The sequence below is a fragment of the Domibacillus sp. PGB-M46 genome (genome assembly GCF_022668875.1).
Taxonomy (GTDB): domain Bacteria; phylum Bacillota; class Bacilli; order Bacillales; family Domibacillaceae; genus Domibacillus.
Map to the genome: position 1 here is coordinate 61,180 of NZ_JAKGCR010000005.1, position 16,015 is coordinate 77,194.

General features: G+C 44.4%; 15 protein-coding genes and 1 other annotated feature. Of the genes, 10 read left to right on the forward strand and 5 right to left on the reverse strand.

Features of this window, described 5'->3' with window-relative positions; genetic code table 11:
- Positions 1-4 precede the first annotated feature (4 nt).
- The gene (locus L2D08_RS07985) at positions 5-637 is read right to left on the reverse strand and encodes a GNAT family N-acetyltransferase (RefSeq protein ID WP_242233235.1); all 633 of its coding nucleotides are present in this window, start codon (positions 635-637) and stop codon (positions 5-7) included.
- A gap of 187 nt (positions 638-824) precedes the next feature.
- On the opposite strand from L2D08_RS07985, the gene acsA reads away from it, so the two are divergent.
- From acsA to L2D08_RS08000, 3 genes are all read left to right on the forward strand, one after another.
- Positions 825-2,543, forward strand: a complete 1,719-nt coding sequence (acsA, locus tag L2D08_RS07990) for an acetate--CoA ligase (protein WP_242233236.1) — start codon at positions 825-827, stop codon at positions 2,541-2,543.
- Positions 2,544-2,672: 129 nt separating this feature from the next.
- Positions 2,673-2,886: a binding site (T-box leader), on the forward strand.
- Positions 2,887-2,929: 43 nt separating this feature from the next.
- Positions 2,930-4,189, forward strand: coding sequence for a tyrosine--tRNA ligase (gene tyrS / locus L2D08_RS07995; RefSeq protein ID WP_242233237.1), 1,260 nt, complete (start codon positions 2,930-2,932; stop codon positions 4,187-4,189).
- Positions 4,190-4,351: 162 nt separating this feature from the next.
- On the forward strand, positions 4,352-5,566 hold the full coding sequence (locus L2D08_RS08000; RefSeq protein ID WP_242233238.1) for a sensor histidine kinase: 1,215 nt from the start codon (positions 4,352-4,354) through the stop codon (positions 5,564-5,566).
- 76 nt (positions 5,567-5,642) lie between these two features.
- Here L2D08_RS08000 and rpsD read toward each other — a convergent pair whose 3' ends face one another.
- From rpsD to hisJ, 3 genes are all read right to left on the reverse strand, one after another.
- Positions 5,643-6,245 carry a 30S ribosomal protein S4 gene (rpsD, locus tag L2D08_RS08005; protein WP_242233239.1) on the reverse strand — a complete coding sequence of 201 codons (603 nt, stop codon included), beginning with the start codon at positions 6,243-6,245 and terminating at the stop codon, positions 5,643-5,645.
- 239 nt (positions 6,246-6,484) lie between these two features.
- On the reverse strand, positions 6,485-6,970 hold the full coding sequence (locus tag L2D08_RS08010; RefSeq protein WP_242233240.1) for a GAF domain-containing protein: 486 nt from the start codon (positions 6,968-6,970) through the stop codon (positions 6,485-6,487).
- 2 nt (positions 6,971-6,972) lie between these two features.
- Positions 6,973-7,788: a histidinol-phosphatase HisJ gene (hisJ, locus tag L2D08_RS08015; protein WP_242233241.1), complete on the reverse strand. Its 816-nt coding sequence runs from the start codon at positions 7,786-7,788 to the stop codon at positions 6,973-6,975.
- A 211-nt stretch (positions 7,789-7,999) separates the two neighbouring features.
- Here hisJ and ezrA point away from each other — a divergent pair, with 211 nt between their 5' ends.
- From ezrA to L2D08_RS08050, 7 genes are all read left to right on the forward strand, one after another.
- Positions 8,000-9,691, forward strand: a complete 1,692-nt coding sequence (gene ezrA / locus L2D08_RS08020) for a septation ring formation regulator EzrA (protein ID WP_242233242.1) — start codon at positions 8,000-8,002, stop codon at positions 9,689-9,691.
- Between the two features lie 89 nt (positions 9,692-9,780).
- A complete protein-coding gene (locus L2D08_RS08025) occupies positions 9,781-10,923 on the forward strand; it encodes a cysteine desulfurase family protein (RefSeq protein WP_242233243.1) in 1,143 nt (380 codons plus the stop codon).
- Complete coding sequence (thiI, locus tag L2D08_RS08030) at positions 10,920-12,116, forward strand: tRNA uracil 4-sulfurtransferase ThiI (protein ID WP_242233244.1); 1,197 nt, start codon at positions 10,920-10,922, stop codon at positions 12,114-12,116. Before L2D08_RS08025 ends, thiI begins: the two co-directional genes overlap by 4 nt.
- Before the next feature lie 69 nt (positions 12,117-12,185).
- Positions 12,186-13,091, forward strand: coding sequence for an EamA family transporter RarD (rarD, locus tag L2D08_RS08035; RefSeq protein WP_242233245.1), 906 nt, complete (start codon positions 12,186-12,188; stop codon positions 13,089-13,091).
- A gap of 74 nt (positions 13,092-13,165) precedes the next feature.
- Positions 13,166-13,666, forward strand: a complete 501-nt coding sequence (gene tpx / locus L2D08_RS08040; protein ID WP_242233246.1) for a thiol peroxidase — start codon at positions 13,166-13,168, stop codon at positions 13,664-13,666.
- An 83-nt stretch (positions 13,667-13,749) separates the two neighbouring features.
- Entirely contained in the window at positions 13,750-14,742 is a 993-nt protein-coding gene (locus L2D08_RS08045) for a class I SAM-dependent methyltransferase (protein ID WP_242233247.1), read from the forward strand.
- A gap of 5 nt (positions 14,743-14,747) precedes the next feature.
- Complete coding sequence (locus L2D08_RS08050) at positions 14,748-15,572, forward strand: EcsC family protein (RefSeq protein WP_242233248.1); 825 nt, start codon at positions 14,748-14,750, stop codon at positions 15,570-15,572.
- Between the two features lie 15 nt (positions 15,573-15,587).
- Here the strand turns inward: L2D08_RS08050 and L2D08_RS08055 are convergent, their stop codons facing one another.
- Positions 15,588-15,899: a hypothetical protein gene (locus tag L2D08_RS08055; protein ID WP_242233249.1), complete on the reverse strand. Its 312-nt coding sequence runs from the start codon at positions 15,897-15,899 to the stop codon at positions 15,588-15,590.
- Between the last annotated feature and the right edge of the window lie 116 nt (positions 15,900-16,015).

Consider the following 16,015-nt stretch of genomic DNA (forward strand, 5'->3'; position numbering starts at 1 on the left):
TTTCTTAATACATAAAGCGGTTCATAAAGCGCACCTGGTCAAATTTTTGAATTGATTCCTGATCTACTCTTGAACCAATTCGGACCATTAAACAATTCGCAGGATGAGAACTGATTTCCGGATCGTCTGTTGCGTACCATACAAGTCCGCCGGCACCCATCATTTTCTCCATAATTTTACGGTATTCCCATACATTTAAACCGGTTCCTTTTAAATCCCAATGCCAATAATATTCAGTGGTAATGGTGATATACTCCTCCATTTGGTCGTCCATCATGGCAACGTGCAGCAGCGTTTGGCCAACCCGGGCTCCCCGGTAATCCGGTGCTACTTCAATCGCGCCAAGCTCAATAAGATTATCAAGTTTTGCTTCCGACCACCGCTCTAGAGGGTCGGGATACAAAAAAGTAACATACCCAACGATCGTTTGATCATTTCTCGCAATAATAATCCGCCCTTCGGGAAGACCCGCAATTTCAATAAGAGCTTCAAGCTGCTGGTCAGGCTGGCGAAATGCTACCAGTCCTTCATGGAACTTGTACTCTGCAAGCTGTTCCGGCTCAATAGGACCTTCTATAATCAGTGTCCCGCCGGGTGTTTGTATTTCTTTTGAATAGTAGGTTTTGATATGTTCCATTAGGTCACCGCCTTCATAAATCTTCTATCCTAACCATATACATAAATAAACAATAAATAAAGCGTTTTCACTAAATTTTCATAGAATCCTTACAATCTTCATAATTTTAATTTTGTATAAATTGTGAAAAATCTGGATGTGTTATATAATAAGGGAGCATTCATCATACAAAAGGGGGAATCGGTTTATGAAATTGGAAGCGCTATCAGCTGTACAGGGAAATTATAATTTAGCAGATTATGATCAAACGTATGCCTCTTTTGATTGGAAAGAAGCAGAGAAAGCTTTTTCCTGGTCCCAGACAGGTAAAGTAAATGCGGCATATGAAGCGATTGACCGTCATGCCGAGTCTGGAAAAGGGGAAAAAGTGGCGCTTTATTACCGGGATGCCAGCCGCAATGAGCAATACACGTTCGCAGAGATGAAAGCAAATACAAACAAAGCAGCCAATGTACTAAAGCAATACGGAGATCTTCAAAAAGGAGATCGTGTCTTTATTTTTATGCCGCGTTCCCCGGAGCTCTATTTCGCAGCATTAGGGGCTATTAAAGCAGGCGCTATTGTAGGGCCGTTGTTTGAAGCATTTATGGAAGGCGCTGTGCGGGACCGTCTGGAAGACAGCGAGGCGCGCATGATTATTACGACGCCGGAGCTTGCAAGCCGTGTTCCAGTGGATGAGCTGCCGAAACTGGAAAAAGTATTTATCGTGTCCGACAGCGTAGAAGAGGACGAAAAGCAAATAGATTTTATGCAAAAGTGGAAAGAAGCATCAGACCAGTTTGAGATTGAATGGGTAGACCGTCAAGATGGGATGCTGCTTCATTACACATCTGGTTCGACCGGAAAACCTAAAGGGGTTCTGCACGTACATAATGCAATGATTCAGCAATATCAGACAGCCAAGTGGGTGCTTGACCTGCAGGAGAATGACGTTTACTGGTGTACAGCGGACCCGGGCTGGGTAACAGGTACAGCTTATGGCATTTTCGGCCCATGGCTGACAGGCTCTACAAACGTCATCGTTGGGGGACGCTTCAGTCCGGAGGCATGGTATGGAACGATTGAAGAGTATAAAGTAAGCGTATGGTACAGTGCGCCAACAGCTTTCCGCATGCTGATGGGCGCTGGTGACGAAGTTGTGAAAAAGTTTGATCTGTCGTCCCTGCGCCATATTTTAAGTGTAGGAGAGCCATTAAATCCGGAGGTTGTACGCTGGGGTAAAAAAGTTTTTGACCTTCGCATTCACGATACATGGTGGATGACAGAAACAGGCGCTCAAGTGATTTGTAACTATCCGTCAATGGATATTCGCCCGGGGTCTATGGGTAAACCAATTCCTGGACTGAAAGCAGCGATTGTAGATGACCAGGGTAATGAGCTGCCGCCAAACCGAATGGGCAATCTGGCGATTAAAAAAGGCTGGCCGTCTATGATGGCGGCGATTTGGAACAATGAAGCCAAATACGAATCTTATTTTATGCCGGGTGACTGGTATGTATCCGGAGATTCCGCATACATGGATGAAGACGGTTATTTTTGGTTCCAAGGCCGCGTAGATGATGTCATTATGACAGCTGGTGAACGCGTCGGCCCATTTGAAGTAGAGAGCAAGCTTGTCGAGCATCCAGCTATTGCCGAAGCAGGTGTGATTGGAAAACCAGACCCGGTCCGGGGAGAAGTGATCAAAGCATTTATTGCGCTTCGTGACGGATATGAACAATCGGATGACTTAAAGGAAGAAATCCGCCAATTTGTTAAAACAGGCCTTGCGGCTCACGCTGCTCCACGTGAAATTGAGTTTCGTGACAAGCTTCCGAAAACACGCTCGGGCAAAATTATGCGCCGCGTCTTGAAAGCATGGGAGCTTGATCTGCCAACGGGCGATTTATCGACGATGGAAGACTAACAAGTTTGAACGGCTGCTCCGTAAAAAAGCGGAGCAGCTTTTTAGTGAAGCAGGGACATCACGTAACAAAAGACAATTTCCGTTTGACAAACAAAGTGGCGCAGGCTACAATGTGTGTTATATTCAATAAACAAAGCGATGAACGGAATAAGTAGTCTGCTGTCCCTGTTACAAAGAGAGCTTTCGGCTGGTGGAAGAAAGCACAAACAGTGAGATGAATTACCTCCCGGAGCTTTCGCCGTGAACAACAAGTAGCGGCTGACGTCTGCCGTCGTTACCGGTATAGAGTGGAGAATGATTTTCTCAAGCCTGGGTGGTACCGCGCGTAAACAGCGTCCCTGCATTGATTGCAGGGGCGTTTTTTTGTTGAAAAAGGAGAGGATAATATGGAATTGTTAGAAGACTTAAAATGGCGGGGCATCGTCTACCAGCAGACAGACGAAGAAGGCATTGAAAAAATGCTGAAAGATGAAAAAATTGCCTTGTACTGCGGTGTCGATCCGACAGCAGACAGTATGCATATCGGCCATTTACTGCCGTTTTTAACACTCCGCCGTTTCCAGCAGAACGGCCATAAGCCTATTGTACTGGTGGGTGGAGCGACGGGAACAATCGGCGACCCGAGCGGTAAAAAAGAAGAGCGTACCCTGCAGACGATGGATCAGGTGCAAAAAAATGTGAATGGCCTTCGTGCCCAGCTGGAAAAAATCTTCTCAGTAGAAGGTGAAAATGGCGCTGTTCTTGTCAATAACTACGACTGGATCGGGTCTATGGATGTAGTGACATTCCTGCGTGACTTTGGAAAAAATATCGGCGTGAACTACATGCTGGCCAAGGATACAGTCGCATCACGGCTTGAAAGCGGCATTTCATTCACAGAGTTTGCTTATACAATTTTACAGGCGATGGATTTCTACTATCTTCATAAAAACCACGGCTGCCGCATGCAAATTGGGGGCAGTGATCAATGGGGCAATATTACAACCGGCCTTGAAATGATCCGTAAACTAAACCCAGAAGGCGAGCAGGCATACGGCTTTACCATCCCGCTTGTAACGAAATCAGACGGAACAAAATTCGGAAAAACGGAAAGCGGCGCAGTATGGCTTGATCCGGAGAAAACATCTCCTTACGAGTTTTACCAATTTTGGATTAACACAGCGGACGCTGATACAATCCGCTACTTGAAAATTTTTACGTTCCTTTCAAAAGAGGAAATCGAAGCACTTGAAGCATCAATGAAAGAAGAAGCGCACCTTCGCAAAGCACAAAAAGCGCTTGCAGAAGAAATGACACGTCTCATTCATGGAGAAGAAGCGCTGGCTCAAGCGATCAATATTACAAAAGCGCTGTTCAGCGGTGACATTAAGTCATTATCTGCTGATGAAATCGAGCAGGGGCTTAAAGACGTTCCAAGCTACACGGCAGAAGGAGAGCTTCCAAACATTGTTGACCTGCTTGTCGACGCTAAAATTTCTCCATCAAAACGCCAGGCGCGTGAAGATGTTCAAAACGGCGCTGTATCGATCAACGGTGAAAAAATGACAGACACGGCTTATATTTTATCGGAAGAAGACAAAATGGACGGCCGATTCACTGTCGTCCGCCGCGGGAAAAAGAAGTACTTTTTAGTTCAGTACAAGTAATCAATAACGTGCATATGCATTCAAAAAACCGTCACGCAAAAGGGACGGTTTTTTTGCTTTTTCGATCGATAAATAGAGATTACTGTTTTATGGTAAAATAAAGAGAAGAGAAAACTAAGAGTCAATCCATTTTGTGATGAAGTCAGGGAGTAATTATATCAGATGAATACATATTTTAATTTAAAAAGAAACTATTATATTGGAATGGGATTTGTAATAGCAGCCATGATAACAGGATTATTGTGGGGAAATCCTCATTTTCATCAAATGGATTCAACTTTTACGATGCATATGCTTCTTGTAGCCGCAGTTTCTTTGTGCCTTCTCATGTATCCTGCTTTTCAAAACCGGGTGATGAAAACTGTGCTCATTTCGGCAGCCATCGCTTATTTTTATACGATTTTCTTCCTTTATCCAGATACGTGGTCTACGTTTATTTACATTTGTTTGATTCCGGCTATCTCCATTTTATTCTTTGATCCAAAACTTTTTTATTTAACGCTGTTTATGAACACGGCCGCTATTACAAGTATTGTGAGTTATGTCATGATTACTCAAAAAGGCGGACTGTATGTTTTAATGAAGCAGGATCTGATCGGAAATATGATTAACTTTTTCGGCAGCCAGATTATCTTGTGCCTTCTTTTTTATCTGACCTACTTACGAATTAAAAAACAGCGTCTTTATTATGAACAAATTCAGCAGGCGGAGCGAATTAAAACAGCCGGACAATTAGCGGCTGCAGTTGCACATGAAATAAGAAATCCGCTAACGGTCGTAAAAGGATTTTTACAGCTGTATGAACAAGACTCTTCATACAATGAAGAAGCAAAAAAGCACTTTGCTTTAATGATAGATGAGCTCGATACGGCGGAGGAAGTAATCTCTCAATTTTTATCGCTTTCTGCGCCAAGCAAAGAAGTGAGTATGGAAAAAATAAAGATAAAAGAAAGTCTCTATAGTGTAGTGGGCCTGCTCCATTCATATGGCCTGCTTCATGCAAACCGGATTGAGTTAGAAGCGGAGGAAGAGTGTATGATTGCGGCCAATCAAATAGAATTCAAGCAATTATGTATTAATCTCATTAAAAATGCGATAGAAGCGTCTGAAGAAGGTCATTCTGTACTTGTTCGGGCAAAACGGGTTAAACAGAACGTAGAAATCTGCATTATTGATCATGGAAAGGGCATGTCCGAAACGGAAATTCAATCACTGGGCACTCCTTTTTATTCATTAAAAAGCAAAGGAACCGGCCTTGGCTTAATGATTTGCTTCAATATCGTGAAAAAATATAAAGGAACGATCCGTTTTCAAAGTGTAAAAGAAAAAGGAACAACAGTAACGATTCAATTTCCTTTGTATGAAGAGATGATATAAATCTATTGAGCATAAAAAAACACCAGCTGTTATATATAACAGCTGGTGTTTTGCGTAAAACCATAAAGCGATAAAATTAACGAGAGTAGAACTCTACGATAAGCGCTTCGTTGATTTCTGCTGGAAGTTCAGAACGCTCTGGAAGACGAGTGAACGTACCTTCAAGTTTATCAGCATCAAACGTCAAGTAGTCAGGTACGAAGTTGTTTACTTCTACTGCTTCCTTGATGATTGAGAAGTTGCTTGATTTTTCGCGAACGCCGATTGTTTGGCCAATTTTCACTTGGTATGATGGAATGTCAAGACGTTTTCCATCAACTGTGATGTGACCATGGTTAACAAGCTGACGAGCTTGACGACGAGTGCGGGCAAGACCTAAACGGTATACAAGGTTGTCAAGACGTGATTCAAGAAGAATCATGAAGTTTTCACCGTATACGCCTTTTAGTTTACCAGCGCGGTCAAACAAGTTACGGAATTGACGCTCAGTCACGCCGTACATGTGACGAAGTTTTTGTTTTTCTTGAAGTTGTTGTCCGTATTCAGACATCTTTTTACGCTGGTTCGGGCCGTGTGGACCTGGAGCGTAAGGGCGTTTTTCGATTTCTTTACCTGTACCGCTAAGAGAAATGCCTAGACGGCGGGAAATTTTCCAGCTTGGACCTGTGTAACGAGCCATTGAATGACTCCTCCTTCTGTGTTTTTATTTTGTTGTAAAATAAAAACCGGTGTGAATAACTGCCAGCACATTTTGTTTTCATGCACCATCGCCCTGCAGCAACGGGTTACACGATGCCCCTTTTCCAGATTGATACCGGATAAAGAAACAAAATGACATCTAAACAGCGAACACATAGGCTGCATTTATTTTACACAAAGAATAGTATATAACGTGCCTATTATAGTGTCAACCTTTTCTTATAAAAAGCGGACGAGTATTTCGGCAAACTGAACGAGTCCTTCTTCATCCGCTTCGTCAAAGCGGTTTGTTTCCGGACTGTCAATATCGAGCACACCCAGCAGCTCGCCATCTTTGATTAAAGGAACGACAATTTCAGACCGGGATGCGGCGTCACAGGCGATGTGTCCCGGAAATGCATGTACATCTTCAATGCGAAGTGTTTTTCGCTCAGCAGCAGCAGTTCCGCATACGCCTTTGCCGAACGGAATACGGACGCAGGCAGGAAGCCCCTGGAAAGGCCCAAGCACGAGTCCGTTTTTGTTTTCATCAAGTACGTAAAAACCAACCCAGTTAATCCGGGGAAGGAATTGGCCAAGAAGAGCCGACGCATTGGCTAAATTGGCAATCGTATTTGTTTCTCCTGTCAGCAGTGCTTCTAACTGCTTATTTACAAGTGAATATTGTTCTGGTTTTGTTCCAGAGTAAGCGGCGGTTTGAAACATATTTAAACACTTCCTTCTATTATAATAGTACGGTCAATTTGCTCTAAACCCTGACCAATGCCGGCAGCCGCGTGAGCATCTGATCCGTAAACGAGCGGAATACCGAGCGAATGGGCGGCACGGGCAATATCAAGAGGAGGATATGTTTCACCGCAAAGCGGTTTAACAAATCCGGCCCCGTTATAATCAAGCGAATAATTGGCCTGTTTAATGGCCTGCAGCAAGCGGTTTATATGCGGCTCGAACGATGTTGTGCACGGATATAGGAGCTGAAATTTACGCGCAAGCGTAATATGTCCAATTCGGGTTGGCTTAAAAACCCCGAGATTCGCTTGTACAGACTTCAATACGGTATCATAGTATAATTCATAGATAAATTCAATCGATCCGGCTTCTTTTATGATTCGTCCAAATTCTTCTTCACTGAAGTCGACGCAGACAAATCGTTCGTTCAACGGAAGAAAATGAACGGATAAAATCGCATCATCTAAAAAGGGACCGTATTCTGCTAGAAATTGAGTGGTTTCTTCTTCGAAACCTGTGATGAAATCCACTTCCAGACCGGTATGGATGGTAAGAGAAGAGGAATATTGCTTTTTCGCGTTTTCCACTTCTTTTAAATACTGTTCAAGGTCGCTTTTTCGCATAGAACTGTCCCGGTTTGGTGCAGGGTCTATAAAGTGGTCCGGCAGCGGCGCGTGTTCTGTAAACGTAATTTCTGAAAAGCCAAGCTCAAGTGCACGCTCAATATACTGATCTAATGAATCGGTTGAGCCGTGCGGGCAGTATCGTGTATGAATATGTCCGTCTCTAAGCATGCGAAAAAACTCCTTTTTCTTTTAAAAAGTACTTATTTTGACATTTTTTTGCGAAAACCTGCTTAAAAAAACGTAAGTTCCCATTAAAAATGTGGACAATCATGCTATTATTAATGATAGTGAAATTATACGCAATTGACTGAAAGGACGCAATGAGGCGTTTTCTTTCTATACATACTATTTATTCGTGGTTACGAGGGGGCTTATGAGGGTGGAATTTGTCATTGGAGCGATCATTGTCGTACTTGTTTTTTTCATCTATACGCTGATGAATAAGAAAAAAAACAGGGCTGAAATCGATCGGCTGGATATGAAGAAAACAGAACTGCTTCACCGGCCGGTTCATGAAGAGCTGGCTAAAGTAAAAAGACTTAATATGACAGGGCAGACAGAGGCTCTGTTCGATAGATGGCGCACCGAATGGGACGAGGTCGTAACCATCGATCTTCCGGCTGTGGATGAAAAGCTTTTTCTTTCAGAAGAGCAGACGGATAAATTTCGATTTGGCGCCGCCAAAAAAACAAATAATGAGATTGAAAGCCGCCTCCATCAAATTGAAAAAAAAGTAAATAATATTTTATCGGAACTCGATCAGCTGGTTGGAAGTGAGGAAAAAAACCGGTCCGAAGGTGAAGACATGCACACACGCCAGCGTGAAGCGAGAAAAAGACTGCTTGCTCATCGTCACACTTTTGGCAAAGCGGCATCCGTGCTTGAGGTGCAGCTTGAAGTGCTTGCAGGCCGTTTTGAAAAGTTCGCCGATTTAACAGAAGAAGGCAACTATCTTGAAGCGCGGGAGCTGTTAATGGAAATTCAAGCGGAAATGGATGCGATGGAGCATAAGATGTCGCGCATTCCTATTTTAATGACAGAGGTAAACCATACGCTTCCGGCTCAATTATCGGAAATTGAGCATGGCTATAAGGAAATGAAGCAGGACGGCTATCTGCTCGATCATTTACAGATTGAAAAAGAAACAGCTGCTTTAAAAGAAGAGCTGAGCCGCGGACGCGAACTTCTTTTGAAAACAGAAGTAGGAGAAACAGAGCTTATTGTGTCCGATGCCAGAGACAGTATAGAATTTTTCTATGATCTGCTTGAAAAAGAAGTGATGGCCAAGCATCAAGTGTTAAAAGATGAAGGTGAAACAGGTACGGCTATTGCCGGGATCAGTGACCAGAACGAGGAGCTGCTTGAAGAAACCGATCTCGTGAAACAAAGCTATCAGCTCAGCGGAGAAGAATCGGATGTGCCGAAACGGCTAAAAGAGGAAATTTACCATCTTGAGAAACAATATGAAATTTTACACGGGCGCATTCAAGAAGAAAAAACGGCTTATTCGTTCCTTCATGATGAATTAAAAGAAATCCAGGTCCGTATCGCCGAAATGAAAAAAGAGCAACAGGGCTTTGCTGCTTTCCTTCAAACGCTTCGAAAAGACGAGGTAGAGGCGGCAGAGGAACTGTACGGACTCAGAAACCGGCTTCAGCAGATTATGCGGAAAGTAAAGCAAAGCAATCTGCCGGATATCCCAGATTATTACCGGGAAATGAGTGAAGATGCGCGTGTACGTATTCAGCAGACGAATACACATTTGAATGAAAAACCGTTAAATATGAAAGCGGTGCGGGAACAGCTGGATGCAGCAAGTGCCTCGATTGATCATCTTGCTAATAAAACAGACGAGCTGATTGACCAAGTGGCGCTGGCAGAACGAATGATTCAGTTTGGCAACCGGTACCGCCGCACTCATCCTGCTGTGGAACCTAAACTGAATGAAGCCGAGCTCGCTTTTCGCCAGGCAGATTACAGTAAAGCATTGGAACTGTGCGCGACAGCGATCGACAGGGTGGATTCCAAAGGACTCAAAAAGTTTGATGCCCAGTTCAAACAAGAACAATGATAATGCAGAGCCGCCTCGAGAAAAAGAGGCGGCTTTTTCTGACTCAATATGCTAACATGGATAGGTAAAAAAAATGAGGAGCAGCGCCTATGATCTATTTCGACAACAGTGCGACAACGATGCCCGATGATTCGGTGCTCGAGACATTTATAAAAGCAAGCAAGCGTTTCTTCGCCAATCCGTCTTCTCTTCATCATGCAGGCATGGAGGCAGAACGATTTCTTCAAAAAGCGCGTACTCAAGTGGCTTCGCTCTGTGGAGTGTCAGCGCCCGAAATTATTTTTACGTCGGGCGGTACAGAATCCAATAACCTGGCGATCAAAGGAGCGGCACAGTTCTACAAGGGCAGGGGACGGCACATCGTCACGACTCAAATTGAGCATCCTTCTGTTTTTGAGGCATGCCGCGATCTTGAACAGGAAGGATTTCGAGTGACGTATGTAAAGCCGTCAGCAAACGGGGTTGTGACGCCGGCGGATATTGAGCAGGCGATAACAGATGAAACGATTTTAGTTTCTGTTATGCACGTGAACAATGAAACGGGTGCGGTGCAGCCCATCCAGGAGATCGGCCGTATTATCCAGCAGCATCCGCAAACACTATTTCATGTAGATGCTGTTCAGGGGTTCGGCAAAGTGCCGCTTAACCTGGAGGGTTGGGGTGTTCACCTCATGTCTGTATCCGGTCATAAGCTGCATGGATTAAATGGCACAGGCTTTTTATTTAAAAAGCACGGTATCCACCTTGCTCCTTTGCTTTCGGGCGGCGGGCAGGAAAGCGGCTTCCGAAGCGGTACAGAGCATACGGCTGGAGCAGCTTCACTGGCAAAAGCCGTTCGTATGGCGTTTGAGTCGGATATGGAACCGGTGCGGCACATCACCGAATGGCTGTATCATGAACTGGAAAAACGTCCGTGGGTAAACATCCATACTCCGGTTGCTCAGTCAGCTCCACATATTTTAAGTTTATCTTTTCCTGGTTTAAAGGGGGAAGTTCTTGTACATGCCCTTGAACAGGAAGAAGTGATTGTTTCAACGACCAGCGCCTGTTCTTCGAAGCTCGCAAAGCCAAGCCGGGTGCTTCAGGCGATGGGCATCAGCAGCGAACTTGCGGCTTCGGCAATTCGCATCAGCTTGTCATCCCGCAATACGATGAAGGAAGCTGAACAATTTATCGAAGCGTTGGACCGCGTCGTTCCAACGCTCGCAAAAAAAAGGAATGAACGAACATGAATTATGACCGCGTATTGATCCGGTATGGTGAAATGTCTACAAAAGGACGGAACCGGAGTAAATTTACAAATAAAATGAAAACCAACATTAAACGTTTGTTAAAAGATGATCGAATTGGTGTAGAAGCGCAGCGGGATCGGATGTTTCTTTATTTAAATGGGGCATCTTTTGACAAAGTGAAGGATGCGCTTGTCCATGTGTCGGGCATTCAATCCTTCAGCCCGGTAATGAAAACAGCGCAGAATATTGATGACATAAAAGAAGCAGCACTGGCGCTGGTTGAAAAAGCGATGGATGGCAAACCGGCTTCGTTCAAAGTCAATACACGCCGGGCAGACAAACAGTTTCCGCTTGATACGCATGAGCTGAATCATGAAATTGGCAGCTTTGTTTTACGGAAAACCGAACAATTAACGGTAGATGTACGAAATCCGGATTTCGTCTTAACGATCGAAGTAAGAGAAGAAGGGGTTTATTTATCTTCAGAAACGATTCCTGGAGCAGGCGGCATGCCAGCGGGCGCTTCAGGTAAAGCGGTTCTTCTTTTATCCGGCGGAATTGACAGTCCGGTTGCCGGTTACATGATGATGAAGCGCGGCGTCGAAATCGAAGCAGTCCATTTTTTCAGCCCTCCTTATACAAGCGACCGGGCTAAACAAAAAGTGATTGATTTGGCAAACGTACTGACAACATATGGCGGCAATATCCGTCTGCATATCGTGCCGTTTACGAAGATTCAAGAAACGATTCACAAGCAGGTGCCGGAAAACTATACAATGACCTCAACACGGCGGATTATGATGCGCATTGCTGACCGCATTCGTGAACAGGCCGGCGCATTGGCTATTGTCACAGGAGAGAGCCTTGGACAGGTAGCCAGCCAGACGATGGAAAGCATGGCTGCGATCAATGATGTAACCAACACACCCGTCCTCCGGCCGCTCATTGCAGCAGACAAACTCGAAATCATGAATATTGCCCGCAAAATCGGTACGCATGATATTTCGATTCTTCCATTTGAAGACTGCTGCACGATTTTTACGCCGGCTGCACCAAAAACAAAGCCGAAAACGGAAAAAGTCCAGTTTTTTGAAAGCTTTTTAGACTTTGAACCGCTGATTGAAGAAGCGATTCAATCAACCGAGACAATGTTGCTTCCAAACATTGAAGAAGAAATGGACGATCTTTTGTAAAACACCGCGCCTGTGAGCGCGGCTTCTTTCAACAAATATTTCGTGTATAGAAATAAATGAGGTGAAAAAATGCAGGACGAACGAAAAGCCGGCATGATCTATACAGCCGGTTCGTATGTAATATGGGGCTTGATTCCGATTTACTGGAAGCTGGTCAGCGGTGTATCCGCTTATGAAATACTCGCTAACCGCGTGATATGGTCGTTTGTTTTTATGATTTTGCTGCTTGTTCTGATGAGAAAGCTTGCTCCGCTGGGACAAGTGTTAAAAGAAATTACCGCTCACCCTAAGAAAGCGGCGGCACTTGCAACGGCTTCTGTTTTAGTCAGCATTAACTGGTTTGTGTTTATTTGGGCAGTTAACAACAACCATATTATTGAAACAAGCATGGGCTATTATATCAATCCGCTTATGAGTGTGCTGCTCGGTATTCTTGTGTTGAAAGAAGCTCTTTCAAAAGCACAAATCCTTTCTTTTATTCTAGCAGGATGCGGTGTGCTCATTATGACTTTTTCCTATGGCTCTTTTCCGTGGGTATCGATATCACTGGCGGTTTCGTTTGCGCTTTACGGACTGGCTAAGAAAATGATCAGAATGGATGCTGCAGTGGGATTGACGATCGAGACAGCTGTTGTGACGCCGATCGCTGTTTTATATTTGGCTTTTCTTTCATCGGGCGGAACCCTTCAATTGTTTTCCGGCAGTGTACAAACGGATCTTCTGCTTATCGGAGGAGGCGTACTGACAGCCGTTCCCCTTCTTTTGTTTGGTCACGGCGCCCAAAAAATACCGCTTTATTTAATTGGTTTTTTACAGTATATTGCTCCGACAATGACACTGCTGCTCGGTGTGTTTTTATACCATGAGCCTTTTACACCATCCCAGCTGCTGTCGTTTTCTTTTATTTGGAGTGCGCTCGTTGTTTTTACATTTGCTCAATTAAAAACGGTTCAAAAGAAAAAAGCCGTTATTTAACTCTTTTTCATTGCAATGGCATTGGTCGATTCAGTATGATGTATGTATAATGCAGAATGTGGAGGGAATTATAGATGGCAAACGTAACATTTAAAGGCAATCCAATGACATTGATTGGCGATGAAGTAAAAGTAGGAGACAAAGCGCCGGACTTTACTGTTTTGGCAAATGACTTATCTCCAGTCACGCTTGCAGACACAGCAGGCAAAGTGCGTTTAATCAGTGTAGTGCCTTCGATTGATACAGGTGTTTGCGATGCGCAGACACGCCGTTTTAACGAAGAAGCAGCCCAATTGGACAACGTTGAAGTATTAACCATTTCGGCTGACCTTCCATTTGCTCAAAAACGCTGGTGTGCAGCAGCGGGTCTTGAAAATGTAAAAACATTATCAGATCACCGTGATTTTTCATTTGCACAAGCGTACGGCGTTGGCATGCAGGAACTTCGCCTTCTGGCTCGTTCTGTTTTTGTAATCGATTCAAGCGACACTGTTACATACGTGGAGTATGTTGGAGAAGGAACAGATCATCCAGACTACGCCGCAGCAATTGAAGCTGCAAAAGCAGCAAACTAATTTAGTACAGGCTCGGTTTGCAGCCGGCTTTGACATTTTGTCGGAGCCGGCTGTTTTTTTCGACAGGAAAGTGAGGTTTTTTTATGACACAGGAATTAACAGTAGAAAATTTATTTGGGGTATTCGATGAATCGGCCGCTCTTCTAAGCCGTCTTTTGTCTATTCCCTATTTAGAAGCACTCGGTGAAACGGCAGAAAATCTTTTCCACGGGGATGTTATCCAGGAAGAATTAAATGAGATGGATGAAAAACGCCTGCAAAAGCTTTACAGCAGCGCACAGCTCGACCGCTATTCAAAAGAAGCGATCCGCAAAGCGTTTCAGCTCGCTATTTTAAAAGGCATGAAAGAGCATGTACAGCCCAATCATCAAATGACACCGGACTCGATCGGTTTGTTTATTGCTTATTTATTAAGAAAAAGCATGGGGAAAAATAATTCTTTTACCCTTCTTGACCCAACTATTGGAACAGGAAATCTCGTGGCCACTGTGTTAAATGAATTTGGCGGCAAGGTGGAAGCGTATGGGGTTGACCTTGATGATGTGCTGCTTAAGCTGGCATATGCGGGAGCCAACCTCCTGCACCATCCTATTACGCTATATAACCAGGACGCACTAGAGCCGCTTTTAATCGATCCAGTTGATGTTGTTGTATGCGACCTGCCGGTTGGCTATTATCCAAATGATGCTCGGGCGTCTTCTTACAAGCTAAAAGCGGACAGCGGCCACTCATATGCACATCATCTGTTTATTGAGCAGAGCTTACATCACACTAGGCCGGGCGGCCAGCTTTTCTTTATTATTCCAAATGGTCTGTTCGAATCGCCGGAAGCGAAAAAGCTGCAGGCTTTTTTAACGGAAGAAGCGTATATCGAAGGTGTGATCCAGCTGCCGGAAACCCTTTTTAAAAACAAAAATGCAGCAAAAAGTATTTTGATGATCCGGAAAAAAGCACCGGGTGTGAAAAAGCCGAAGGAAGTACTGCTCGCAGCAATGCCGTCTTTAACGGATAAAAGGGCAACAGCGTCTATTGTACAAAAAATTGATCGGTGGTTTGCAGATTATCAGAAGGGATGACCAATATGTGGACAAAACGGGATCAGGCTTACTGGGATGAGTTAATGGCGTGGGAACAGCAGCTTGCAGCTGATCAAAACAGCACAGCAGAAGAAGCGAATTCTTTTACGAGCCAGGCCGCAGCTGTCCTGCCGGAAGAGACGCAGACGCTCCTCGCTGAAAAAGCGGATGAAGGCTTAAAGAATATTTATGCGTTTATGCACAAAACACAGCTTCAAAACCAAGTATGCAGTCGAGTGCTGGCTGTAGCGCGGGTTTTTGATGAGGAAATCGAAACGCTGGCACATATGAGCCGCCTGCCCATTGATCAGCTTCATTACATAAGCAGCCAGCAAACAGCCCGCAGCCGCCTTCTTGCAGCTGCACAGGGGGCTCTTACGGGAACAGGAAAACTTTTGCCGCTGGCAGCCGATGTGGTTTCACTGCCCGTTATTCAGCTGCATGTTATTGAAGCAACTGCGATGTCCTATGGTTTTGATTTGAACGAACCATTTGAGAAAGAAACCATCCTTCACGTACTGTATACAGCCATGCTCCCGAAGCATTTAAAAGTAGATGGATGGGTGCAGCTGATTACGGAGTTGGAAGAAGGAACGTCTTATATAGACGGCCGCTGGTCCTTCAATGAGTCGATGCTGCGGGAGCCGCTGCAATACATCATCAAGCTGGCAGCTGTCAGGGGATTTCGCCGCCAGAAAATGTCCGGCCTTCCACTCCTGTCAATGGCCATTGGCATTGGAGCAAGCTGGCGGACAGTAAACGAAACAGCAGTGTTGGCGGAACGATATTATCAATACCGTTATTTGCATGAAAAAAAGAACCGGAATTAAAAAACCGGTTCTTTTTTATGCATGTGTTTTTTTTGCCTCATCTACGTCTGGCGACGTTCTAAACCAAAGCCATAAATCATTAATGATAGAAGCAAGTTCACTGATCTCTGTATTCAGCCGGCACGATTGGTCGAAGTTCTCTTCTTCATTTAAGGCGGCTTGTTTCCTATTAATTTGCCCTTCAAGTTCGCCGATGCGGTCTGGGATGGTTCCTCGGATCGTTTCCCATTCGAGAGTGATCTGCTGGCGTTCATTCACGGAATAAGAAAACCAGTCATGCTGAAGCGAAGGAAGAGGAATGCCCAGGCGTTTATCATATTGAAACATTTGGTCACCTGCTTTTAACGGGTTTCTTCCATAGTAAAAGAAAAAGGGTAAAATAGCAAAAGAGCTGAATATGCAGAATCTTTACATAAATACACAAAAAAATGTATTTTTTTTTG